Raw genomic sequence first — 24,062 nt, 5'->3', positions numbered from 1 at the left:
GAAGGCTTTTGCACAGCAAAGCAAATTTCGGGCGCACACACGCATATTGCTGCGACTAATGATTGAACCCTGTCGCTATCGGTTGTAGAGTTTGAATGAGTGAAGCCTGCGCTTAAAGGCTAGCGCTGCCATACTCACGTGTACCGCGGTTGCGGAACAGGATTGGGCTGGTTGACGCGCATGCGTGCCTCGAGACACAGCAGCGCGAGGGGAAACCTACATAGATACGCGCCGGGGAGGCGTCACGCAGCGTGCGTGGCGTCTGCGCCGGACGCCACGGAGACAAGGCCCCATGTCGTCGCTTGCAGACATCAACACGCATGTCCGGGAAGTACTCAGTACCGTCCACAACCAGGTGGCGACACGGCCCACCAGTGCCTCGGTGGCGCAGTCATGGACGCGCTGCCTGAACGAATTCAGGCTCGATCCCGCGCATTTCGTGATGCCGCCCATTCTCACGCAGCAGGAGCTGGCCGCGCGGCGCGAAGCCGCGAGCGACCTGATCGCCTGTTCGAAGCTCGAGATGACCACGCTGTACCAGCAGCTCGCCGATCCCGAACTGGCCGTCGTGCTGGTGGACGCGGAAGGCGTGATCGTGCATCAGGTGTCGTCGGTGCCGTTCGGCGAAGCCGTGGCCGCCGACGGCCTGCGTGTCGGCGCGCTTTGGAGCGAGCGCGAAGCGGGCACAAACGGCATGGGCACCTGTCTTGCCGAACGCGAATGTATCGCGGTGTACCAGCACGAGCACTTCTATCCGCGTTACACGTCGCTGACCTGCTCGGCCGCGCCGATCTTCGACGATCGCGGCGCGGTTGCCGGCGTGCTCGACGTGACGAGCCGCTCGAAGCTGTTGCAGCAGCATTCGCTGGTGCTCGTCGGCATGTCGCGGCAGATGATCGAAAACCGCCTGATCGACGCGCGTTACCGCCGCGCGCACATGATCCACTTTCATAGCCGCCCCGAGTTCGTCGGTACGCTGCATGCGGGCAAGCTCGCCGTCAGCGACGAAGGCGTCGTGCTGGCCGCGAGCCGCAGCGCCCTCTTCCAGCTCGATTACCGCTCGCACGCGGAACTGGTCGGCAAGCGCATCGAGGAGGCGTTCAACTCGTCGCTCGAAGACATGCTCGCGCGCAGCATCCGGGGCTCGTTCCATCCGGTGACCGTGTACAGCGCGAACGCCAACAACCGCTTTTTCCTGATCGCGCAGACGCCGCGCGACGCCACCGACACCGCGACGCGCATCCTGATGACCGATCCGGCCGCGCGCGAATACCCGTCCGCCGCACGCAGCCGGAGCGTCAGGCCGCGCGATAGCCGGGAAGCGCGCGGGCAGGCCAACCGGCTCGACAAGCTCTCGCATCTGGAATTCGGCGACCCCGGCATGGCTTCGCAGATCCAGCTCGCGGCGCGCGTGATCCAGCGCAAGATTCCGATCATCCTGCGCGGGCAGACCGGCACCGGCAAGGAAGTGTTTGCGAACGCGCTGCACAGCATCAGCCCGAACAGCGCGGGCGCGTTTGTCGCGGTGAACTGCGCCTCGCTGCCGGAGAACCTGATCGAAAGCGAACTGTTCGGCTATCGTGCGGGCGCGTTCACGGGCGCGCAGCGCGAAGGACGGCGCGGCAAGATCGTGCAGGCGAACAGCGGGACGCTCTTTCTCGACGAAATCGGCGACATGCCGATGGCGCTCCAGGCGCGCCTGCTGCGCGTGCTCGAAGAGCAGGAAGTCACGCCGCTCGGCGCGGAAGTCACCGTCAAGGTGGATTTCCAGCTGATCAGCGCGAGCCACCGCAACCTGATGGAGCTCGTGCAGAACGGCCAGTTCCGCGAAGACCTGTATTACCGGCTGAACGGCATCGAAATCAATCTCCCCGCGCTACGCGACCGTGCCGATGCGCTCGCGTTGATCCATCACATCCTCGAAAGCGAAACGGACGATCCGCCCACGCTCAGCACGGAAGCCCAGCGCGCGCTGCTCGGTTATGCGTGGCCCGGCAACATCCGCCAGTTGCGTCACGTGCTGCAGATGGCGATGGCGCTCTGCGACGGCGACGAAATCCGCTGCTCGCATCTCCCCGCGGATATCTGCCGCGGCGCTTCCGGCGCTGCCGCCGCCGGTGCGGCAAGCGCCGCGAGCGCGTACGACGCGCCGGGCCTTGCGCGGTCCACGGGCCTGCCCGGCGCCGCCACGCCCCCACGCGCGGCCGACGACGCCGACACTTCGACGCTCAACGCAATCCAGCTGAAAGAGCGTGAGACGGTGCTGGCGCTGCTCGACGAACATCGCTGGAACGTCAGCAACGTCGCGAAGGGGCTCGGCATCAGCCGCAACACGCTGTACCGGAAGATGCACCGGCTGCAGATCCGGCTCTCCCACGACGGGTCTTCGCCTTCCGACGCATGAACGCACCCACGCCCGCTCGCCGGCTCGACGAGTTCAAGCCCGACGCGCGGTTCGCGTGGTGCGTGACCGGCTCGGGTCACATGCTCGAGGAATCGATCGACCTCGCGCGCCAGCTGCCGGGCGTCGACCTGTTCCTGTCGGCCGCGGGCGAAGAGGTCTTGCCGCTCTACGGCTGGACGATCGCGAAACTGCGCGAGCATTTTCGCGTGGTGCGCGACAACAGCGCGAGCAGCGTGCCCGTCGGCATGATCTACAACGGCGAATATCACACCGTCATCATCGCGCCCGCGACCAGCAACACCGTCGCCAAGTGCGCGTTCGGCATCTCGGACACGTTGCCGACCAATCTCTTCGCGCAGGCCGGCAAGCAATGTGTACCTGGCATTGTTTTCGCATGCGATACGGCACCGAGTGTCATCACGCAGACCCCGCACGAATGGGTCGAAGTGCGGCCGCGGGCGATCGAACTGGAGAACGTCGAGCGGCTCGCGCGCATCGAGTACACGACGGTGGCGCGCTCGCTCGATGAACTCAGGGCGGCGCTCGAACAACGACTGACCCACCTCAAGCTTGCATGGACCACATCGTCTTCCTGACTGGCAGACTGGCCGAGAAAAGCCTGAAGCAGGTGCTGGAAGGCATGGCGCCCACACCGTTCACATGGGAAATCCGCGAAATCGGGCTGCAGGTTGCCGGCCTGATGACCGCCGACATGATCCTGCGGCGCGTGCCGAAGCCGCTCGGCGCGAACCGGATGATCGTGCCGGGCCGCTGTCGCGGCGACCTCGACGCGTTGTCCGCGCACTATGACGTCCCCGTCGAACGCGGCCCTGAAGAGGTCAAGGACCTGCCGCAGTTCTTCGGCCGCGAAGGCCGGCACTTCGACCTGAGCCGCCACGACACCGCGATTTTCGCGGAGATCGTCGATGCGCCGAGGCTCGATCTCGACGGCATCGCGGCGCGCGCGAAACATTACGCTGCACAAGGCGCGGACGTGATCGACATCGGCTGCCTGCCCGAGACGCCGTTCCCGCATCTCGAAGACGCCGTGCGCATGCTGAAGGAACAGGGCTATCGCGTGAGCGTCGATTCGATGCAGACCGACGAACTCGTGCGCGGCGGCCGCGCGGGCGCCGATTATCTGCTGAGCCTGAACCTGGACACGTTGTGGGTCGCCGACGAAGTCCCCGCGACGCCCATTCTGGTCGCCCGCGAGCCGCGCGACCCGGCCTCGCTCGATACGGCCATCGAGGTGTTGAGCCGGCGCGGCCGCGCGTTTCTCGCCGATCCGGTTCTCGATCCGGTTCCGTTTGGTCTCGCCGCTTCGATTGCACGCTATGTCGGGCTGCGCGAGCGCTATCCGCATATCGGCATCATGATGGGTATCGGCAACGTCACGGAATTGACCGAGGCCGACACGAGCGGGATCAACGCGGTGCTGTTCGGCATCGCGGCGGAACTCCACGTGGGCGCGGTCCTGACGACCTCCGTCAGCCTGCACGCGCGCAGGGCGATACGCGAGGCGGATGTGGCACGACGCGTGATGTACGCGGCCCGTGAGGCGCAGGTGCTGCCCAAGGGCATTTCCAGCGAGCTTTCCGCGCTGCACGCAAGGCGCCCGTTCCCCTACGACGCAAAGGAAATCGCCGAAGTGGCGAGCGCCATCCGCGATCCGAATTTTCGCGTGCAGGTCGCAGCCGACGGCATTCATGTCTACAACCGCGACGGCCATCAAACCGCCGGCGATCCGTTTGCGCTGTATCCGGGCCTCAAGCTCGAAGCCGACGGTGGCCACGCGTTCTATATGGGCGTGCAGCTGGCGCGCGCCGAAATCGCGTGGCAGCTCGGCAAACGCTTCAATCAGGACAAGGCGCTCGACTGGGGCTGCGAAGTCGATCGCCCCGAGGAAGACCTGAGCGCATGGCACGCGCCCGGCACGACCCGCAGGAAGCACTGACGCTTACCGGCCCGCGTTGCCTTTCCATTTGATCGAGCAGCCCAGTGCGGGATACTGCGGCCCTTGCGCGACACCCTCGCTGGCGATTTCACGCATCGCCTCGAAGAGATCGCGCCTCGCACCGGGAAGCGGCGCATGGCGCGATGCGTCGACCCGTCCGCGATAGCGCAGCTTCAATGCTGCGTCGTAGCCGAAGCACTCCGGCGTACACACCGCGCCGTAAGCGCGCGCGACCTGCTGCGATTCGTCGTGCAGGTAGGGAAACGGCAGCGTCCACTGCGCGGCGAACGCCACCATCCGTTCAAACGCGTCGTCCGGGTACGCCGCCGCATCGTTCGAACTGATGCCGACGACGTTGACACCGGACGCCGCCAGTTCCAGCGCGTCGCGGATCAGATGCGGCAGCGCGCCTCGCACATACGGGCAATGGTTGCACATGAACACGACGACCAGGCCGCGCTCGCCGCGCACACCGGCGAGTGTCAGCGTGCGCCCGTCCGTGGCGGGCAGTGAAAAAGCGGGCGCGGGCGCGCCCGGTTCACCTGCGGGAGATTCGGTTGCCATCGTGTACTCCTGCCAAGCCGGCGATATCCTGAACCGCCAGAATACGCACATTCATCGGTTCCTTCAGGCTGGCGCATGCCCACCTGCCGTCGCGCACGATGGCCGCTTTCGCCCCGGCAGGTTCGACCCGCTCAGTGATAGCGCCGCGCCATCGCATCGAGCGCAAGCGGCTTGATGCGATCGGCCTGCCCCGCGCAGCCGAACGCCTGAAAGCGTTCCATGCACAGATCGCGCGCCGCGGCCGTCGCGGCCTTCAGCGCGTGCCGCGGATCGAATTCCGCGCGCGCCGACGCCATCGCCTGACGCATCGCGCCCGTCATCGCGAGGCGGATATCGGTGTCGATGTTCACCTTGCGCACGCCGTTCGCGATACCACGCTGGATTTCCTCGACCGGCACGCCCCACGTCGCGGGAATCTCGCCGCCGAATTCGCGGATCGTCGCGAGCCATTCCTGCGGCACTGAGGACGACCCGTGCATCACGAGATGCGTATCCGGCAAGCGCTTGTGAATCTCCACGATGCGATCGATCGCCAGAATGTCGCCGGTCGGCTGGCGGCTGAACTTGTATGCGCCGTGCGACGTGCCGATCGCGATGGCGAGCGCATCGACGCCCGTGGCCTCCACGAACGCGCTCGCCTGTTCCGGATCGGTCAGCAGGTCGTCGCGCGTGAGCTTGCCCTGTGCGCCGACACCGTCTTCCTCCCCTGCCTCGCCGGTTTCGAGCGAGCCCAGACAGCCGAGTTCGCCTTCGACGGACACGCCCACCGCATGCGCCGCCTCGACCACGCGCCGGCTCACGTCGACATTGTAGTCATAGGTTGCCGGCGTTTTCTGGTCGGCCAGCAGCGAGCCGTCCATCATCACCGACGTGAAACCGGAACGGATCGCCTGCTGGCACACCGACGGGCTCGCGGCGTGATCCTGGTGCAGCACCACCGGCAGATCGGGATGCGCCTCGATCGCGGCCAGCACGAGGTGACGCAGATACGCCTCGCCCGCGTATTTGCGCGCGCCCGCCGAGGCCTGCAGGATCACCGGGCTGCGGGTGGCATCGGCGGCCTGCATGATCGCCTGAATCTGCTCCATGTTGTTGACGTTGAACGCCGGCACACCATAGCTGTGTTCCGCCGCGTGATCCAGCAACTGACGCAATGCGATGAAAGCCATGCCACTCTCCTTGAAGTTAACCGGAAATCTGTTCCTCAGGCACGCGCGCGACGGTCGACCAGTTGCAGGATCATCGGCGTGAAAATCAGCTGCATCGCGAGCCCCATCTTGCCGCCGGGCACCACGATCACATTCGGGCGCGACATGAACGAGTCGTGCAACATCGTCAGCAGATACGGAAAGTCGATGCCTTTGGGCCGCGCGAAGCGGATCACGACGAAGCTTTCATCGGCGTTGGGAATCTCGCGCGCGGTAAACGGGTTCGACGTGTCCACGGTCGGCACGCGCTGGAAATTCACGTGCGTGCGCGAGAACTGCGGGCAGATGTAGTTCGCGTAGTCGGGCATGCGGCGCAGGATCGTGTCGACCACCGCTTCATGCGAATAGCCGCGCATCGTCTGGTCGCGGTGCAGCTTCTGGATCCACTCGAGATTGATGATCGGCACGACGCCGACCAGCAGATCCGCATGCCGCGCGACGTCCACTTTGTCCGTGACCGCCGCGCCGTGCAGGCCCTCGTAAAACATCAGGTCGGTTTTCCCGGGCACGTCCACCCACGGCGTGAACGTGCCGGCGTCCTGGTTGCAGGCCGCGGCTTCCGCATCGTCGTGTACGTAGCGGCGAAGCTTGCCGCCGCCCGTCTCGCCGTAAGTCGCGAACAGCTGTTCCAGTTCCTCGAGCAGGTTCGCCTCAGGCCCGAAGTGACTGAAATTCAGCGCGCCGTCGCGCTCGCTCTGTTTGAGCGCCTCACGCATGCCCTTGCGGTCGTAACGATGAAACGCGTCACCCTCGACGATCTGCGCGTTGATGCGCTCGCGCCGGAAAATATGCGTGAAGCTCTTCATGACGGTGGTCGTACCGGCGCCGCTCGAACCGGTCACCGAGATGATCGGATGTCTGACTGACATGCGCGTCTCCCTGAGTCTGTAATCTGCCCATACGATTTGAAGGTGCGTTCCCGCCGGATCCCTACATGGGTGTTTCCGGCAGAAACAGCGAGCGTTCGTTGAAGAGCGGCGAGGTAAACGGCTTGTCCTCGCCGCGATCGTATTCGTCGTGATAGCGGCCGATGCGCGCCACTTCGTTGCGCGAGCCGAGAATGACCGGAACACGCTGATGCAGTTTCTCCGGCACGACATCGAGAATCCGCTCACGCCCGGTGATCGACTGTCCGCCCGCCTGCTCGACCAGAAAGCTCATCGGGCTCGCCTCGTACAGCAGACGCAGGCGCCCTTCCATCGCGGGCGTCTTGAAGTCGCGCGGATACATGAAGACGCCACCGCGCATCAGGATGCGATGCACCTCGGCCACCATCGAAGCAATCCATCGCGTGTTGAAGTCGCGCGCGCGGCAGCCGCTGCGGCCCGCCTTGCATTCCTGCACGTAGCGGCGCACCGGCGGCTCCCAGAAGCGCTCGTTCGAGGCGTTGATCGCGAATTCGCTGGTGTCCTCCGGAATGCGGATGTCGGAATGCGTCAACACGAAATTGCCCACGTCGCGCTCCAGCGTGAAGCCGTGCGTGCCGGTGCCGACGGACAGCACGAGCATCGTCGAGGGCCCGTAGATCGCGTAGCCGGCCGCGACCTGTTCGTTGCCGGGCCGCAGGAATGCGCCTTCCGTGAGCGGCGTGTCGCGCGCTTCGTCCCGCACGCGCATCACGGAGAAAATCGAACCCACCACGCCGTTGATGTCGATGTTCGACGAGCCGTCGAGCGGGTCGAACGCGAGCAGGTAGTCGCCGCGCGGATACGCCTGCGGGATCGCGTAGACCTCGTCCATTTCCTCCGACACCATGCCCGCCAGCAGGCCATCCCACTCGCAGTGCTGCAGGAAGATGTCGTTGGTCATGAGATCGAGTTTCTGCTGCTCCTCGCCGTGCGTGTTGACCGACTGCGCCGTGCCGTGATTGCCGCCCAGCGCGCCTTTCGTCAGCGCGGCGGAAATTGTCTTGATCGATGCCGCCACGTCGATCAGGAGCGCGGACAGTCCCGGCGCCGGTCCGGATGCGGGATTGCGGTCGAGCGTGTCGATGAGAAACTTCGAAAGCGTGGTGCGTCCGTCCTGCATGGCAATCTCCTCATGAAACGATTCAAACCGGTGTGGGCGGTGGCGCGGCTGTGTCGGCAAACACGCGGCTCGCGCGGATATCCGCTGCGCCGAGCAGCGTCAGCGCGGCCGCATCCGCGGGCGCGCCGCCTTTCAGCGCGTCGGCAAAGAGACGGTTTGCCTGGCGCAGGCGCGAGCGGTCCAGCGCGTTGCGCACCGAGCGCGCGTTCGCGAAGTTCGGCTGACGGATGCGGCGATCCAGGTATTCACCAAACGCGGCGCGCGATTCGCCATCGAGCCGGTAGTGCATCTTCGCCAGCATGCGTTCGGCGATGTCGAGCAGTTCCGCGGCGGCGTAGTCGGGAAACGTGATGTGATGCGCGATCCTCGAACGGAAACCGGGATTGCTCTGAAAGAACGTCTCCATTCGTTCTTCATAGCCGGCGAGTATCACCACCAGGTCGCCGCGCTGGTTTTCCATCGTCTGCAGCAGGATCTCGATTGCTTCCTGCCCGTAGTCGCGTTCGTTCTCGGGGCGGTACAGGTAATACGCTTCGTCGATGAACAGCACGCCGCCCATCGCGCGCTTGAGCACGTCGCGCGTTTTCGGCGCGGTGTGGCCGATGTACTGCCCCACAAGGTCGTCGCGGGTCACCGACACCAGATGGTTGCGGCGGATATAGCCGAGACGGTGCAGCACTTCGGCCATGCGCAGCGCCACCGTCGTCTTGCCTGTACCCGGATTGCCGGAAAAACACATGTGCAGCGTCGGCGCCCCGCTGGCGATGTCGAGCGTTTCGCGTGCGCGCTCGACGATCAGATGCGCGGCGATCTCGCGCAGGCGGGTTTTCACGGGCGCGAGGCCAACCAGGTCGCGGTCGAGTTCGGCCAGCACCTCGCCGATGCCCGAGTCGCGAAAGAGACCGACGAGGTCGACCGTCGCATGCGCGGCCGGCGTGCGCGCGCACGCCACTGACATGGGCAGATCGAGTTCAGCTTCGACGGTCATGTGGGATTCTCCGGTGACGGTGACGGTGACGTTAGGGGCCGCGGCCGTGATGACGCTCACTGCGATGCGGGGTAGCGCTCGCCCGCCGGACGATCCGACGCGTAGCTCTTCATGCTGTAACGCTGCACGCGTCCCTGCGCTTCCGTGCGCTCAAGGCGGAACCCCGGCTCGACCGCCGGCCGGTTGACGATGAACGACATGCGCATCGTCTCGAAGCCGCGCACGGAATCGAACGCGTTGATCTTGATGTAATGCTGCGGATACACCTTGCGGCATGCGTTCACCTCCTGCAGCACGCCCGCCGCGTCGCGCAGGTCGAACATCGGCAGCCCCCACATTTCCCAGTACGTATTGCGCGGATGGGGGTCGTCGGTGAACTCCACCGAACACGACCAGCCTTCGCGCAACGCGTAGTCGATCTGCAAGCTGATTTCCGCGTCGGTGAGTTCCGGCAGAAACGAAAAGGTACCTTGAGTGATTCGCATGGCGTGGTCTCTTCAGGTCAGGTGACGTTCAGGCCGCAGTCGGTGTCGCGGCGAAATCGGGCGTGTCGGTCGACGCGTAGTTAAACGTGACGTCGCGCCATGTGTCGAGCGCCTGCTTGAGCGGCGTACACCAGCGCGCGGCCGCCTCCAGCAGTTCCGGGCCTTCGTTGACGATGTCGCGCCCTTCGTTGCGTGCCTTCACGATCGCTTCGAGCGCCACGCGGTTCGCCACCGCCCCCGCCTGGATGCCGCCCGGGTGTCCAATCGTGCCGCCACCAAACTGAAGGATCGAGTCGTCGCCGAACAGGTCGATGAGCTGATGCATCTGTCCCGCGTGAATGCCGCCGGACGCCACCGGCATCACCTTGCGCAAACCGGCCCAGGGCTGGTCGAAGAAGATGCCGCGCGACAGGTCGACCTCGTTATGCGACGCACGGCACACGTTGTAATAGCCCTGTACCGAAAGCGGATCGCCTTCGAGTTTCCCGACCGCGGTACCCGCATGAGCATGATCCACGCCCGCCATGCGCAGCCACTTCGCGATCACGCGAAACGAAATGCCGTGATTGCGTTGCCGCGTGTACGTGCCGTGCCCCGCGCGATGCAGATGCAGGATCATGTCGTTGCGGCGCGCCCATTTCGACATCGACTGGATCGCGGTCCAGCCGATCACCAGATCGATCATCACGATGCACGAGCCCAGCTGCTTCGCGAATTCGGCGCGTTCGTACATCTCTTCCATCGTGCCGGCCGTCACGTTCAGGTAATGGCCCTTCACCTCGCCGGTCTCGGCCTGCGCGCGGTTCACCGCTTCCATCGAGAACAGGAAGCGGTCGCGCCAGTGCATGAACGCCTGCGAGTTGATGTTCTCGTCGTCCTTCAGAAAATCGAGGCCACCCTTCAACCCTTCGTACACCACGCGCCCATAGTTCTTGCCCGAGAGTCCCAGCTTCGGCTTGACGGTCGCGCCCAGCAGCGGGCGTCCGTATTTGTCGAGCCGTTCGCGTTCGACGATGATGCCCGTCGGCGGCCCCTGAAACGTCTTCAGATAGGCAACCGGAATGCGCATGTCCTCGAGCCTGAGCGCCTTGAGCGGCTTGAAGCCGAACACGTTGCCGATGATCGACGCGGTGAGGTTCGCCACCGACCCTTCCTCGAAGAGATCGAGCTCGTAGGCGATGTACGCGAAGAATTGCGGTTCCGTCGCGCTCGATGCGGGCACGGGTTCCACGCGATATGCCTTCGCGCGGTACATGTCGCACGCGGTGAGCCGGTCGGTCCACACGACCGTCCACGTGGCGGTCGACGATTCGCCGGCCACGGCGGCCGCGGCCTCTTCCGGTTCGACGCCCTGCTGCGGCGTGATGCGGAAAAGCGCGATGACGTCCGTGTCTTTCGGCGTGTAATCCGGTTGCCAGTACCCCATCTCGCGGTACTTCATGACACCGGCGGCATAGCGGGAACGCGGATCCGCTGCATTGCGTTCGTGCGATGCGGGCTCGACTGCGGCCTGGCTGAAGTCGTTCATGAACTGTCCTCGATGGTTGGAGACGCACCCGGCGATGCAGGTTGAAGAACAACGCGGTCAATCTCGTCACCCCGCGTCCATGTCTGCAATGTAGGCGTGCGCCTCATCGAAGGGAATTCACGAATTTCTTCTCCATCCCTAAGCAATTCTTTGGCTCATGGTGCGAATCGATCCCTCCGCCGCAGCCAGAAACTCGTATGATGGTGAAACACTTTGCTGCGTTTTCGCGACAGTAAGCCGCGTAAGCCAGCACGGTGCCCAGTGTCCGCTTCACTGTGCTGCTTCTGGCACGGCGCTTGCGTGATTTCTGGTGCTGATCCGTTCCGGCGCTGCTTCATGTGTCGGCGGCGAAAGCCCCAACCAACCCTGGAGGATGACTATGCAGTGGACGACACCGAGTTACACCGATATGCGTTTTGGTTTTGAAATCACGATGTATATCGCAATCCGTTAATCCCGCACGAGCCGCCTTTGCGCGGCTGCCGTGCGGCATCGCACTCACTCGACCAGCTGTCAGTTTGCAAACCGCCGGCGCGTAGTTCGCCGCAACGTCCAGCGTTCTCCGCCATGATTTTCGAAACGATCATTACGACTGCGGCGCGCGACGGCCGGCCCCACATTGCACCGATGGGCGTGCGCTTCGAAAACGGACGCACGATCCTCGCGCCGTTCAGACCCTCTGTCACGCTCGACAACATCCTCGCCACCCGCGCCGCCGTGATCAACTTCACGAACGACGTGCGCGTTTTCGCGGGCTGCGTGACCGGCTACGCGTTCGACTGGCCGACCTCGCCCGCCACGCGCGTGGCAAGCGTGCGGCTCGACGGCGCGCTTGCGCACACCGAGCTGGAACTCGACGAAGTCCACGACGACACCCAGCGCCCGACGCTCTACATGCGCAGCGTGCATCAGGAAACGCACGCGCCGTTTCCCGGTTTCAACCGCGCGCAGGCGGCCGTCGTCGAAGGCGCGATTCTGGTCAGCCGGCTGTTCATGCTGCCCGCCGAGAAGGTCGACAATGAAGTGGCGTATCTGAAGATCGCCATCGACAAAACCGCGGGCGACACGGAACGTGTCGCGTGGGGATGGATCATGGATGCGATCGCACGGTATCGCGCGCAGGGGGACAAAACGCCGGACACATCACCGGATACCTCGCACGTCGCGTGATGCGTTGCAGCAAAGCCGCTTTCTGGAGACTTCCATGACCGCACTGCTCGCGAGCGTCCGCTCGTATGACGAAGCCTGCGACGCCGCAGAGGCAGGCGCCGAGCTCATCGACCTGAAAGAGCCCCGCGAGGGCGCGCTGGGCGGCGTACCTGTCGACGAAATCGCGCGCATCGTGCAGGCCTTGCGCGCGCGCTTCCCGGTCAAGCCGATCAGCGCGACGATCGGCGACGTGCCGAACGAAGCGCACGACGAGATCGCCGCGCGCGTGATCGGCGTGGGCGAGGCGGGCGTCGACTACGTGAAGGTGGGCGTGACGCCGGGACCATCGGCGCGGGCGTGCCTCGCGCATCTCGCGAGCCTGCCCGCCGCCGTGGTGCCGGTGCTGCTGTGCGACGCGGGCATCGACGCGGCGCTGTCCGACTACGCCGCCGGGCTCGGCTTTGCCGGCATCGTGTTCGACACGGCCACCAAGAACGGCCGCACGCTGTTCGATTGCGTCGACATGGACACGCTGGCGCGCTGTCTCGCCACGATCCGCGCGCGCGGCGCGATGACGGCGGTGGCGGGATCGCTCGGCTGGGCACAGCTCGCGCAGATCCACGCGCTCAAGCCGGATATCGCCGGGTTTCGCACGGCGCTCTGCACCCAGGGGCGTTCGACGCGGCTCGATCCGGGGCATGTCGCGCGGTGGGCCGAAGCGCTGCATCACGCGCCGCAGGATGCGCACGCGATTTGACGCTGCTGTTGTGCCGCATGCCGTGCCGGCGTGCGTCGGCATGCGTCGGCATGCGTCGGCGTGCATCGGATCAAGCGGCCGGCACGTGCAGCAGACGGTCGCGCATCAATGCCACGTCGCGCCGGTTCAGCAGTTCGACCACGTAATTCGCGTCGCTCACGTGATCGGCGAAGCGCGCATCCAGCACGCCATCCAGCGTCAACGCCGCGAGCGGCGCACCCACGTCCACCTCGCATGATTTCACGACGATCAGGCGCTCCGCGTTGAGCGTCTTCGAAAGCCATGCGGCGAGGCTGTCCGAGGTGGTGTCCCAGTTGGTCATGTCGTCGGGGCTGTCGCGCATGAGGCCGGTGGGCACCCACACGGCGACGTGTCCGTCACGCAGCGCGCGGCGGATGCGCTCCTCGTTCGCGGCCAGCACGAGTTCGGGCCGCACGCCCTGCATCAGGATCGCGTACTGCGTCATCGCGAGCAGGCACATGTTGTGGGCGGCGAGGTCGTCGAAACGCCATTCGGTCTGGTACTGGCGGACCTTGTCGGCGAAGTCGCCGCCACCCGGCACGATCACCACGCGACCGCCGCCGAGTTCCCAGAGCTGCGTCAGCCACTCGCGCAGCAGCGGGTCATGGCTGAGGCTTCCGCCGATTTTTACCACCCACATGACCGATGCCCTCGCTCCAGGTTGACGCCATCGACGGCCCGTTTTCCACATCCGGCCGACCCGCTTCGTATCGTCTGCTGCATGCCGCCTCATGCAGTCTGGGCAACCTCGAGATGGATGCCTGTGCCGGCGAGCAGCGCCACCGCCACGCCCGGCGCGCACGTCGCGACCCATTCCGCGAGGTCCGCCTGTTGCGCGCCGGCAGGCGTCACACCCGCCAGCACGGCGAAATCGATGTAATCGCGCCCGTCGTGCCCGGCGAGCGCCGCCGCCAGAAAACGCCCACATCCGGCGCCGACGATCGGCGCACCGGCGAGCGCGGGATGCGCGACCCGCACGCGCGACAGGTTCGTCGCGAGTATCGCGAGCTGCTCGTGACGCCAGCGCTGCGCGAATCGCCGCCATTCGGTTTCGGTGGCGTCGGCCGCGTCGAAGCCGATCATCCGCGCGAGACGCACGCGGCTCGCGGCTTCGGTCTTCGGGCCGTTGTCCGCGGCCGGATGCTGGTCGTGCGCAGGCCACAGTTCGCCCGTCAGCCGGTAGACGTCGGCGCTCGTCGCGAACCATTCGTTCATGACGTTCGTCGTCTGGTCGCGAAACACGATCTGATGCGCGACGCCGCACAACGGTGTGCGCACCACGCCCTGATAGACGAGCTCGCCGCTCACGAGGCGCGCGGCGTCGTTGGTGCCCTGCGCGACCACCCTGCCGCCGACGACCGGAATGATATCCGTCGTCGTGCTGCCGATGTCGACCAGCAGCGCATCAGGCACGCGCGTCGCGAGCCATTGCGCCGTCGCGAGCCAGTTCGCCGACGCAACCGCGCGCCATTTTTCGGCGCACGCGGCGGCGTCGAGCCAGCCGTCCGCGCCTGCGAAAAACCGCGTCCGCGGGCCGAGGCGCGCCGCGAGGACACCTGAGAGCCCACGCACGCCTGCCGCGCGGTCCGGGAACAGGTCGACCATTTCGCCCGTCATCGTGATGACGTGTTGCGCCGCAGCAGCACGCGCTTCGGGCCAGCGTTCGAAAACATGGTCGATGGCCCGCTCCAGATGGTCGAGCCCCTGCCACAACGGACACGCCCATTGCGCGACGTCGCACGGCACGCCGGATGCATCCGCCACGGACACCTTCACGTGCGCGCCGCCGACGTCCCAGCCGAACACGGGCGCACCGACCATGGAGGCGGCGTGCGCGGCCGTCATGACGCGGCCCCGCATGCTTGCGCTCCGGCATGGCATTGCGCGGCTGGCGTTGCCGAAGCGTTCACCGTCACGCCATGCGATTCCAGCAGCACGCGGGCGAGATTGCGCCCGAGCCGCGCGGACAGACCGGCATAGGCCGCCGTGAGACGGGGGTTCACCTCGATCACGACCGGGCCGCGTTGCGGATGCCACACGAGGTCGATGCCGGCAAACCCGCGCAGGCCCGGCAACGCGGCGACCACACGTTGCGCGAGCGCTTCGAGCACGCGCCCCTCCTCGCTCTGCAGGGCGATCTGGTCGACCTGCACGCCGCTGAACTCGACGACCCGTTCCGCGTGGCCCGGCGCGGCATGATCCGGCACGCCGATCTGCTGCCGGTTGATGCTGATGAGTTCCGCACGCGCTGCGCCGCAGACCAGCGAGAGGCTCAGCGGTTCGCCGTCAACCCACGCCTGGAGCACCGGATTGCGCCCGGCCGCGAGCCGCGCGCGATATTCCGCGCTGGCGTCGTCGAAGCGGTCGAAGAGAAACGTGTCGAGCCCACCCGCGCCGTCGTCCGGCTTGACGACCCAGCGGCGTGACGCCATCGCTGCTTCGGCGTGGCCGGGTTCGTTTCCCTGTTCGGGCGACAGCGCGGGTGTCACGGCGATGCCGTGCGCCGCGAGACGTTCGGCCGTCGCGCGCTTGCCCGACGCAATATCGATGGCCTGCGGCGTGCAACCGAGCCAGCGCGCGGCGCCGACGGCGTCGTGCAGCTGGCGTAGCAGGCCGTCGCATTCCGGCGCGATCACCCACGCGTAGTCGTGCTCGCGCGCCGCACGCGCAACGAAGTCGCTCATGGGTTCGCCCGGCATCGCGCGGCAATGCGCCAGCGAAGCGTCGACGTGCTCGAATCGCGAGCTGGCGAACGTCACCTGCACGCCGTCGAGGGCACGCAGGTCGGCGACGAGCGCATCGCGCATCGCGCGGCCTTCGACGATCAGCGCACTCAGATCGGCGAGACTGCCTTCGCCCGCGAGATCGGGATCGATGCCGCCGCCAGTCAGATATTCGTATACAAACAGCTTGGTCACGGGAGGTCATCCTTGCAGGTGAGAAAGAGGCCTGTGTCGCGAGGGACCGCGCGCCACGCCGCTCCTGGGCCAGCGCCCTTGCACAACACAATATCCGTGCCACGCGCGCCGCGGGCGAGCGGGCTGTAATGCATTGGCAAGGCGGGGTGTTGCAGCGCGGAGCGATCACGTGACACAGTGTTTCAGAACGAAGCACATACTGTGCTGCGCGGGCGCGGGGCTTCCATCGGGTTTCATGGGCTTCACGCGCGCCCATTTCCTGAGACGGGCGACGCGGTCTGAAAATGAACGCTGTGTGGTCCGCTGTGTGGTCCGTATGGCGTGCGGGTTCGTCACGCACGCGCTCAGACACTCACGCGCCAGCGAAACCACGCGCCGATAACCCGCTCCCGGCATGGTCCTTGCTGAAAACGCGACCATGCACCGTTCGTCCAACCATCCGTCGAGTGCCGGCCCGACGGGCGTGTCCGCGTCCATCACGTCCGACTGGACCTGTCCTTTCTGTCCGCTGCTCTGCGACGACATCGCGGCAGGCGTACACAGCGACGACAGCCTGAGCGCGCCCGCCACCGATTGCCCCCGGCTTGGCCGGGCGCTTGCGCTATACGGCGCCGCCGATGCGCATTGCAAGGCATCGGTCGACAGCCAGCAAGCCGACCTCGACACCGCCCTCGCGCGTGCCGCCGACATCCTGGCGCAGGCACGCAGGCCGCTGTTCGGCGGCATGGCGACCGATATCGCCGGTGCCCGCTCGCTGTATGCGCTGGCCGCGCATTGCGGCGCGATCGTCGATCATCTGCATGGCGACGCGCTGACGGCATCGACGCTCGCGCTGCAGGATCGCGGCGCGTTCTTCACGACGCTCTCCGAAGTCCGCGCGCGCGCCGATCTCGTCGTGGTGTTCGCGTGCCAGCCGTCAGCGCGCCATCCGCGTTTCTACGCGCGCGCGACCGGCACGGCTCCATTCACGCGCACATTCAGGTTCGTCGGCTGCGAAGCCGATCCGGCCGTCGACGCGCTCAGGCACGCAGGCGCCGCCTCGCTCCTCGCGGGAGGCGACCTGTTCGACCTCCTCGCGGTGTGGTCCGCGCTGCTGGAGGGCCGCGGCGTCGAAGCGCTGGACGATGCGAGCGGCACGGCACGCGCGCTGGCGGGCCTGATCGACGAGATACACGCCGCGCGCTACACGGTGTTCGTCTACGAGCCCGAAGCGTTGCCCGGGCCGCACGCGGCGTTGCTGATCGAAGCGCTGAACCGGCTCATCAAGGCCGTGAACCGGACCACGCGCGCCGGCGGCCTGCCGCTCGGCGGCGCCGACGGCGCGCTCAGCGCCAGCCAGACGTTCACGTGGCTATCGGGTTTTCCGCTGCGCACGCGCATCGCCATGCCGGGACGTCTCGCCGAAGCCCCGCTCGACCATGATCCCACGCGTTATCGCACCGACACGCTGCTCGCCCGCCATGAGGTCGACGCGCTGCTGTGGGTGTCGAGCTTCGGACCGCAGCCGCTGCCGGATACGCTCGATCCCGATGTGCCGGCGATCGTGCTCGGCCATGCCGCGATGGCGGCGGCGACAGCGAGCGCGGCCGCCGCGCGTCGCGGGCCGACGGTCTTCATTCCTGTCGCGACGCCGGGCATCGACATCGGCGGCCACCTGTTCCGCATCGACGGCACGGTCGTCGCGCCGCTTTCCGCGGCCCGCCATGCCGGTCTGCCTGGCGTCGACGCGATCGCCGCGCGCCTCGCCGACAGCGTCGAAAAAAGCCGCCACGCAGACACGCCCGCAAGCGGCGTCGCGGGTACCACACGGAGCGCGCCATGAGCCTCGCGCGGCTAACCGGCGGCCTCGTCTACGATCCGGCGAACAACGTCGACGGCGAACGCCGCGACCTGTATATCCGCGACGGCCGCATCGTCGCGGCGCCGCCGGCCGGCACACATATCGATCACGATTACGACGCCACTGGCATGATCGTGATGGCGGGCGGCATCGACCTGCATTCGCACATCGGCGGCGGCAAGACGAACCTGTCGCGCCTGCTGCTGCCGGAAGACCATCGCAACGACGCGCCGCGCGACTCCAGTTACGAATCGGTATCGGATGCCGAGGGCCGCTATCTGCGCATGCCGTCGTGCGGCGTCTGCGCGCCGGGCACGCTCGCCACCGGCTATCGCTACGCGGAAATGGGCTACACGGCCGCGTTCGAGCCGGCGATGATGCCGTCCAACGCGCGCCACACGCACCTGGAAATGGGCGACACGCCGATCATCGATCACGGCGCCTACGTGATGCTCGGCAACGACGAACTGCTGCTGCAGATGCTCGCCGCCCGCGACGGCTTCGAGCGGCTGCGCGACTACGTCGGCTGGACGCTGCATGCGAGCAAGGCGCTCGGCGTGAAGGTGGTGAACCCGGGCGGCATCTCGGCGTTCAAGTTCAACCAGCGCTCGCTCGACGTCGACGAGGCGCACGTGCATTACGGCGTCACGCCGCGCGACGTGCTGCGCACGCTCTCGCGCGCGTTGACGGAGCTGCGCGTGCCGCATCCGCTGCACGTCCACGCGAGCAATCTCGGCGTGCCGGGCAACGTCGCCTCGACGATCGCGACGATGGACGCCGCCGACGGCCTGCCGATCCACCTGACGCACATCCAGTTCCACAGCTACGGCACGGAAGGCCCGCGCAAATTTTCCTCGGGCGCGCGCGCGATCGCCGAAGCCGTCAACGCGCGGCCGAACGTCTCGATCGACGTCGGCCAGATCATTTTCGGCCAGACCGTCACCGCGTCCGGCGACACGATGATGCAGTTCAAGAATGCGCCGCTCGCCTCGCCGCGCAAGTGGATCGTGGGCGACATCGAATGCGACGCGGGCTGCGGCATCGTGCCGTTCCGCTACCGCGAGCAAAGCTATGTGAACGCGCTGCAATGGATCATCGGCCTCGAGATCTTCCTGCTGATCGACGACCCGTGGCGCGTGTCGATGACCACCGACCATCCGAACGGCGGCCCGTTCACGAGCTATCCGCACCTGATCCGCCTCCTGATGGACAAAAGCTTTCGCGACGAACAGATCGCGAAGCTGCATCCCGAGGCGCAGGTCGCGAGCGCGCTGCCCGAACTCACCCGCGAACTGTCGCTCTACGAGATCGCGATCGTCACGCGCGCCGGGCCGGCACGCCTGCTCGGCCTCAAGGATCGCGGCCAGCTCGGCGAGGGCGCGGCGGCGGATATCGCCGTCTATCGCGACGACGCGGATCGCGAGCGCATGTTCTCGTCGCCCGCGTATGTGTTCAAGGACGGCCAGCTCGTCGCGCGCGACGGCACGCTCGTCGCCACGCCGACAGGCGGCATCCACTTCGTGTCGCCCGACTTCGACCGCGGCATCGAGAAAACGCTGCGCGCGTACAGCGACGCGAACCTCGTCGGCAACTTCGCGCACGCGGCGATCAGCGACGACGAAATCTGCGCGTGCTGCCGCGGCGGCCGGCTGCTGCCCGTCGCCTGTTTCACGGCGGTACGCCCATGACCCACGCCGCCACGCCGATGGAAATCAACGGCACACTCATCGACGACACCTTCGCGGAAGCGTTCCCGATGAAGGCCACGCGGCTCGTCATCACCGCGCACACTTCCGTCTGGGCGAGGCACGCCGCGCAGTCGCTGACCGGATTCGCCACCTCGGTGATCGGCTGCGGCTGCGAAGCGGGCATCGAGCGCGATCTCGGCGGCGACGAAACGCCGGACGGACGGCCTGGCGTCGCGGTGCTGCTCTTCGCGGTGTCGTCGAAGGAACTGGCGAAGCAGATCGAGCGACGCGTCGGCCAGTGCGTGCTGACATGTCCGACGACCGCGATCTACAGCGGCATCGACCCCGCGACGAGCCAGGCGCCGCGCTCGGACGACGCCGCGCTCGGCAAGAACCTGCGTTTCTTCGGCGACGGCTGGCAGATTTCGAAGATGATCGGCAACACGCGCTACTGGCGCGTGCCGGTGATGGACGGCGAATTCGTCTGCGAGGAAACCGCGGTCACGGTCAAGGGCGTCGGCGGCGGCAACCTGCTATTGCTCGGCACCGACATCGACGCCGCGCTCGCCGCCGCCGAAGCGGCCGCCGACGCGATGCGCGCGCTGCCGAACGTGATCATGCCGTTCCCGGGCGGCGTCGTGCGCTCCGGCTCGAAAATCGGCTCGAAATATGCGGGCGCGACGGCGTCGACGAACGACGCGTTCTGCCCCACGCTCACCGGCCTCGCGAAAAAAAGCGAACTGACCGCCGAAGTGGGCTGCGTGATGGAAATCGTGATCGACGGCCTGACCGATGCCGACGTCGGCGCGGCGATGACGGCCGGCATCGCCGCGGCTACCGCGCGCGGACGCGCCGCCGGCGTGCTGCGGATTTCAGCGGGCAATTACGGCGGCAAGCTCGGCCCGTATCACTTCCATTTGCATGAAATGGCGGCCGCTGCCGGGCGGAGGCCCGCATGAGCACGACCACGCTGCGCGTCAGGCACGCGCCGGGCTTTCGCGTGGACGCCGCGCGCCTGCTCCCCGCCGCGCTCGCTGCGTTGCCGGTCGCGGACGTGGCGCGCATCGCGTTGCCCGCCGGCAACGAAACCTGCGTGGCGGCCGACCTGTTCGACATCGCGCGCGCGGATAGCGAACACACCGCGCTCGTGATCGAAGGCGACGTGAGCTGGCTCGACCACGTCGGCGCGCAGCTCGACGCGGGCAGCCTCACCGTGCGGGGTTCGTGCGGCGATTACGCCGGGTTGCGGATGAACGGCGGCACGCTCGTGATCGAAGGCGACGCGGGCCGCTTCACCGGCTGTGAAATGCGCGGCGGACGCCTGACGGTGACGGGCAACAGCGGCGCGTTCGCGGCCGGCGCGCTGCCAGGCGACATGGAAGGCATGACGGGTGGCACGCTCACCATCCACGGCCACGCCGGCGCGCGCCTCGCGGACCGGATGCGCCGCGGCCTCGTGCTGGTGGGCGGCGACGCGGGCGAATGCGCGGCCTCGCGGATGGTGGCGGGCACGGTCGGCATTGCGGGACGCGTCGGCGCGCACTACGGTTATGGCATGCGGCGCGGCACGTTGCTGCTGTTGCAGGCGCCCGCGCGGATTCCGCCCACCTTCACCACGGGCGGACGCGGCTTCGACGTGTTCTGGTCGCTGCTGGTGCGTTCGTTCGCGCAGGAAATCGCGCCGTTTTCGGCGTTACGCGGCGCGGCGTTGCCGCGGCGATACGCGGGCGATCTGGCGGTGGACGGCCGTGGCGAACTGCTGATCGTCCGTTAGCGGCAACGGATTGCCGGGTGGACCCTGGGTAAAACCGGATGGCCCGCGGCACGCGAGAGGAACAAACAGAAAGCGGGCGACGTGCAACATCAAGGCGGCGCCCGCGCAAGAACATGGAGGCAGGCATGAACACCGCGCAATCGCCCGATGCGACCCGGAACCCCGGGGCACACGGACCGCGCTATGCGCCGTCGCTGATCGTGCTGCACTGGCTGATCGGGCTCATCATCATCGCGATGCTGGGCATCGGCCTGTACATGGTCGGCCTGCCGAAAGGCCTGCCGTTCAAGGCGACCCTGATCAACTTCCACAAGTCGCTGGGAATGACCGTTTTCCTGCTGGTGCTGATCCGCATTGTGGTGCGCATGGCTGTCGGACGACCGGCCATGCCGCCTATGCAAGCGTGGCAACGCGCCGCCGCGCGCATTACGCAGGTTCTTTTATACGTGGTGATGATCGTGATGCCGCTCGCCGGCTATCTCGGCTCGTCGTTCAATTCATATGGCACACGTTTCTGGGGCATTCTGCTGCCCAAATGGGGCTGGGACGACAAAGAATTGCGGAGCGTCTTCTTCGGCGTTCATACGATCTGTGCATGGATCATGATCGCGCTGATCGCACTGCACATCGCCGGTGCGCTCAAGCATCAGCTGGTCGACCGCGACGGCCTGCTCGCGAGGATGCTGCCATGAACACACCGGCCAGGTATCTTCTTCGACCATTCGCGCCGGCCCTTCGCGGAGGCGCCCGATGAAAATCCGCGTACTCGGTTCCTCGGCAGGCGGCGGGTTTCCGCAGTGGAACTGCAACTGCCGCAACTGCGACGGCGTGCGGCGCGGCACGTTGAAGGCGACGCCACGCACGCAGTCGTCGATCGTCGTCGGCGCGAACGGCGAGGACTGGCTGCTCGTGAACGCGTCGCCGGACATCCTCGCGCAGATCGCCGCGCATCCTGAACTGCAGCCGGCGCGCCGCGCGCGCGACAGCGGCATCGCCGCCGTGCTGACCATGGACGCGCAGATCGATCACGTCACCGGCCTCCTGATGCTGCGCGAGCGCGACACGCCGCTGCCGCTCTACACGACCGATGTCGTGTGGCAGGACCTGAGCAGCGGCTTTCCCGTCACGTCGATCCTGTCGCATTACTGCGGCGTGGAGCGGCATCGCGTGCCGTTCGACGGCGAGGCGTTGACGATCCCGGCGCTCGCCGGTGTGCGCATCGAAGCGCTTGCGCTGTCGAGCAAGGCGCCGCCGTATTCGCCGCATCGCGAGGCGCCGCAGCCGGGCGACAACATCGGCCTGTCGTTCGTCGACACGCACTCGGGCAAGCGGGCGTTCTACGCGCCCGGCCTCGGCGCGATCGAGCCGCATGTGATGGCGGCGATGCGCCAGGCGGATCTGCTGCTTGTCGACGGCACCTGCTGGACCAACGACGAAATGATCCAGCTCGGCCTGTCGGGAAAAACTGCCGCCGACATGGGGCATCTCGCGCAAACCGGCGCGGGCGGCATGATCGAGGTGCTCGATTCGATCGACCGTCCGGGCGTGCGCAAGGTGCTGATCCACATCAACAACACGAACCCGATTCTTGTCGAGGACGGCCCCGAGCGCCGCGTGCTCGCCGAACACGGTATCGAGGTCGCCCGCGACGGCATGGCCTTCGAACTCTGACGCACGTTGACATGAACCCGACCGATGGAGACCCGCAGGTGAACACATTGCCCTTCCCGCCCCGCAGCAACGTCGAACCCGCGCGCGCCGGCGACTCGAAGCCCGCCTGGTCGCGCGAGGAATTCGAGGCACAGTTGCGCGCCAAAGGCGCGGGTTATCACATTCATCATCCGTTCAACGTCAAGATGAACGGCGGCGGCTGTTCGCACGAACAGATTCGCGGCTGGGTCGCGAACCGCTTTTACTACCAGATCAACATTCCGCTGAAAGACGCCGCGGTGCTGTCGAACTGCCCGGATCGCGAGACGCGGCGCCGCTGGGTGCTGCGCGTGCTCGATCACGACGGCTACGGCGACGACGAAGGCGGCATCGAAACGTGGGCGCGTCTGGGTGATGCGGTCGGCCTCACGCGCGACGAACTCTGGTCGCTCGAACATGTCGCTCCCGGCGTGCGCTTCGCGGTGGACGCATACGTGAACTTCGCGCGCCGCGCGCCGTGGCAGGAAGCGGTGTGCTCCTCGCTCACGGAAATCTTCGCGCCGCAGATTCATCGCGACCGGCTCGCGACGTGGCCCGCACACTATCCGTGGATCGAGCCTGCCGGGCTCACGTATTTCCGCTCGCGCATCTCGCTCGCGCAGCGCGACGTGGAGCACGGCCTCGCCGTCACGCTCGGCTACTTCAGGACGCGCGAGCAGCAGGAACGTGCGCTGGACATTCTGCAGTTCAAGCTCGACATCCTGTGGACCATGCTGGATGCCATCGAAAAGGCCTTCCCGACATGAACGACACCCCTTCCCCGGAAAACGGCACGCAGGCTGCCGGTGGCGCGTGGCGCCCACGGCTGAAGAAACTGTTTCGCCTGCAGTGGGAGCCGGCGCAGGACGCACACGTGCTGCTCTACCCCGAGGGCATGGTGAAACTGAACCCGAGCGCCGCGCAGATCCTGCTGCGCTGCGACGGCACGCGCGATCTGCCCGCGCTCGTCGCCGACCTCGAACAGGCGTTCAGCACAACGGGCCTCGCGCCCGAGGTGCAGACTTTCGTCGACCACGCCCAGACGCGCGGCTGGCTGGAATAAA

The 24,062-nt window shown here is 66.6% G+C and carries 24 protein-coding genes; 14 read left to right on the top strand and 10 right to left on the bottom strand.

Going from position 1 to position 24,062, the window contains the following annotated elements; all coding sequences use genetic code 11:
• Window positions 1-292: 292 nt before the first annotated feature.
• The 3 genes from BLV45_RS05300 to BLV45_RS05290 are packed head-to-tail and all read left to right on the top strand — an operon-like array spanning window position 293 to window position 4,361.
• On the top strand, window positions 293-2,404 hold the full coding sequence (locus BLV45_RS05300; protein WP_090529894.1) for a sigma-54-dependent Fis family transcriptional regulator: 2,112 nt from the start codon (window positions 293-295) through the stop codon (window positions 2,402-2,404).
• Window positions 2,401-3,000, top strand: coding sequence for a flavoprotein (locus BLV45_RS05295; RefSeq protein WP_090529891.1), 600 nt, complete (start codon window positions 2,401-2,403; stop codon window positions 2,998-3,000). Before BLV45_RS05300 ends, BLV45_RS05295 begins: the two co-directional genes overlap by 4 nt.
• A complete protein-coding gene (locus BLV45_RS05290) occupies window positions 2,979-4,361 on the top strand; it encodes a DUF6513 domain-containing protein (RefSeq protein ID WP_090529888.1) in 1,383 nt (460 codons plus the stop codon). Before BLV45_RS05295 ends, BLV45_RS05290 begins: the two co-directional genes overlap by 22 nt.
• Window positions 4,362-4,364: 3 nt before the next feature.
• Here the strand turns inward: BLV45_RS05290 and BLV45_RS05285 are convergent, their stop codons facing one another.
• The 7 genes from BLV45_RS05285 to BLV45_RS05255 all read right to left on the bottom strand — a co-directional run bounded on the left by BLV45_RS05285 (window position 4,365) and on the right by BLV45_RS05255 (window position 11,162).
• Window positions 4,365-4,925, bottom strand: coding sequence for a thioredoxin family protein (locus BLV45_RS05285; RefSeq protein ID WP_090529885.1), 561 nt, complete (start codon window positions 4,923-4,925; stop codon window positions 4,365-4,367).
• Between the two features lie 131 nt (window positions 4,926-5,056).
• The gene (gene fba / locus BLV45_RS05280; protein WP_090529880.1) at window positions 5,057-6,094 is read right to left on the bottom strand and encodes a class II fructose-bisphosphate aldolase; all 1,038 of its coding nucleotides are present in this window, start codon (window positions 6,092-6,094) and stop codon (window positions 5,057-5,059) included.
• 35 nt (window positions 6,095-6,129) lie between these two features.
• Window positions 6,130-7,002 (bottom strand): phosphoribulokinase, encoded by an 873-nt coding sequence (locus tag BLV45_RS05275; RefSeq protein WP_090529876.1) that lies wholly within the window; start codon window positions 7,000-7,002, stop codon window positions 6,130-6,132.
• Between the two features lie 61 nt (window positions 7,003-7,063).
• Window positions 7,064-8,161 (bottom strand): class 1 fructose-bisphosphatase, encoded by a 1,098-nt coding sequence (locus BLV45_RS05270; RefSeq protein WP_090529873.1) that lies wholly within the window; start codon window positions 8,159-8,161, stop codon window positions 7,064-7,066.
• A gap of 22 nt (window positions 8,162-8,183) precedes the next feature.
• Window positions 8,184-9,119, bottom strand: coding sequence for a CbbX protein (gene cbbX, locus BLV45_RS05265; protein ID WP_245753148.1), 936 nt, complete (start codon window positions 9,117-9,119; stop codon window positions 8,184-8,186).
• Window positions 9,120-9,205: 86 nt separating this feature from the next.
• On the bottom strand, window positions 9,206-9,634 hold the full coding sequence (locus BLV45_RS05260) for a ribulose bisphosphate carboxylase small subunit (protein ID WP_090529867.1): 429 nt from the start codon (window positions 9,632-9,634) through the stop codon (window positions 9,206-9,208).
• Between the two features lie 28 nt (window positions 9,635-9,662).
• Window positions 9,663-11,162 carry a ribulose-bisphosphate carboxylase large subunit gene (locus BLV45_RS05255; protein ID WP_090529864.1) on the bottom strand — a complete coding sequence of 500 codons (1,500 nt, stop codon included), beginning with the start codon at window positions 11,160-11,162 and terminating at the stop codon, window positions 9,663-9,665.
• A 379-nt stretch (window positions 11,163-11,541) separates the two neighbouring features.
• Between BLV45_RS05255 and pqqA the strand changes: the two genes are divergently transcribed.
• The 3 genes from pqqA to BLV45_RS05240 all read left to right on the top strand — a co-directional run bounded on the left by pqqA (window position 11,542) and on the right by BLV45_RS05240 (window position 13,068).
• Window positions 11,542-11,616 (top strand): pyrroloquinoline quinone precursor peptide PqqA, encoded by a 75-nt coding sequence (pqqA, locus tag BLV45_RS28045; protein ID WP_090531154.1) that lies wholly within the window; start codon window positions 11,542-11,544, stop codon window positions 11,614-11,616.
• Window positions 11,617-11,729: 113 nt separating this feature from the next.
• Window positions 11,730-12,332 carry a DUF447 domain-containing protein gene (locus tag BLV45_RS05245; RefSeq protein WP_090529860.1) on the top strand — a complete coding sequence of 201 codons (603 nt, stop codon included), beginning with the start codon at window positions 11,730-11,732 and terminating at the stop codon, window positions 12,330-12,332.
• A gap of 34 nt (window positions 12,333-12,366) precedes the next feature.
• Entirely contained in the window at window positions 12,367-13,068 is a 702-nt protein-coding gene (locus BLV45_RS05240; RefSeq protein ID WP_090529856.1) for a (5-formylfuran-3-yl)methyl phosphate synthase, read from the top strand.
• Window positions 13,069-13,138: 70 nt separating this feature from the next.
• On the opposite strand, the gene BLV45_RS05235 is transcribed toward BLV45_RS05240, so the two are convergent.
• From BLV45_RS05235 to BLV45_RS05225, 3 genes are all read right to left on the bottom strand, one after another.
• The gene (locus BLV45_RS05235; protein ID WP_090529853.1) at window positions 13,139-13,729 is read right to left on the bottom strand and encodes an amino acid kinase family protein; all 591 of its coding nucleotides are present in this window, start codon (window positions 13,727-13,729) and stop codon (window positions 13,139-13,141) included.
• Between the two features lie 89 nt (window positions 13,730-13,818).
• The gene (locus tag BLV45_RS05230) at window positions 13,819-14,934 is read right to left on the bottom strand and encodes a hydantoinase/oxoprolinase family protein (RefSeq protein WP_090531151.1); all 1,116 of its coding nucleotides are present in this window, start codon (window positions 14,932-14,934) and stop codon (window positions 13,819-13,821) included.
• Window positions 14,931-16,007, bottom strand: a complete 1,077-nt coding sequence (locus BLV45_RS05225; RefSeq protein ID WP_090529850.1) for an ATP-grasp domain-containing protein — start codon at window positions 16,005-16,007, stop codon at window positions 14,931-14,933. The genes BLV45_RS05230 and BLV45_RS05225 overlap by 4 nt, the downstream gene beginning before the upstream one ends.
• 418 nt (window positions 16,008-16,425) lie before the next feature.
• On the opposite strand from BLV45_RS05225, the gene BLV45_RS05220 reads away from it, so the two are divergent.
• The 8 genes from BLV45_RS05220 to pqqD all read left to right on the top strand — a co-directional run bounded on the left by BLV45_RS05220 (window position 16,426) and on the right by pqqD (window position 24,061).
• A complete protein-coding gene (locus BLV45_RS05220; RefSeq protein WP_245753117.1) occupies window positions 16,426-17,829 on the top strand; it encodes a molybdopterin-binding domain-containing protein in 1,404 nt (467 codons plus the stop codon).
• Entirely contained in the window at window positions 17,826-19,535 is a 1,710-nt protein-coding gene (locus tag BLV45_RS05215; RefSeq protein ID WP_090529848.1) for a formylmethanofuran dehydrogenase subunit A, read from the top strand. The genes BLV45_RS05220 and BLV45_RS05215 overlap by 4 nt, the downstream gene beginning before the upstream one ends.
• Entirely contained in the window at window positions 19,532-20,494 is a 963-nt protein-coding gene (gene fhcD / locus BLV45_RS05210; RefSeq protein ID WP_090529845.1) for a formylmethanofuran--tetrahydromethanopterin N-formyltransferase, read from the top strand. Before BLV45_RS05215 ends, fhcD begins: the two co-directional genes overlap by 4 nt.
• On the top strand, window positions 20,491-21,309 hold the full coding sequence (locus BLV45_RS05205) for a formylmethanofuran dehydrogenase subunit C (RefSeq protein WP_090529842.1): 819 nt from the start codon (window positions 20,491-20,493) through the stop codon (window positions 21,307-21,309). Before fhcD ends, BLV45_RS05205 begins: the two co-directional genes overlap by 4 nt.
• 125 nt (window positions 21,310-21,434) lie before the next feature.
• Window positions 21,435-22,001, top strand: a complete 567-nt coding sequence (locus BLV45_RS05200; RefSeq protein ID WP_090529839.1) for a cytochrome b — start codon at window positions 21,435-21,437, stop codon at window positions 21,999-22,001.
• A gap of 58 nt (window positions 22,002-22,059) precedes the next feature.
• Window positions 22,060-22,980, top strand: a complete 921-nt coding sequence (pqqB, locus tag BLV45_RS05195) for a pyrroloquinoline quinone biosynthesis protein PqqB (RefSeq protein ID WP_090529836.1) — start codon at window positions 22,060-22,062, stop codon at window positions 22,978-22,980.
• An 11-nt stretch (window positions 22,981-22,991) separates the two neighbouring features.
• Window positions 22,992-23,765 (top strand): pyrroloquinoline-quinone synthase PqqC, encoded by a 774-nt coding sequence (pqqC, locus tag BLV45_RS05190; protein ID WP_407670954.1) that lies wholly within the window; start codon window positions 22,992-22,994, stop codon window positions 23,763-23,765.
• Complete coding sequence (gene pqqD / locus BLV45_RS05185; protein WP_090529832.1) at window positions 23,762-24,061, top strand: pyrroloquinoline quinone biosynthesis peptide chaperone PqqD; 300 nt, start codon at window positions 23,762-23,764, stop codon at window positions 24,059-24,061. Before pqqC ends, pqqD begins: the two co-directional genes overlap by 4 nt.
• Window position 24,062 lies beyond the last annotated feature (1 nt).

It is taken from the genome of Paraburkholderia sartisoli (genome assembly GCF_900107685.1).
GTDB classification, from domain to species: domain Bacteria; phylum Pseudomonadota; class Gammaproteobacteria; order Burkholderiales; family Burkholderiaceae; genus Paraburkholderia; species Paraburkholderia sartisoli.
Note: the sequence above shows the minus strand (reverse complement) of the source record. Positions and strands in the feature narration are given on the sequence as shown.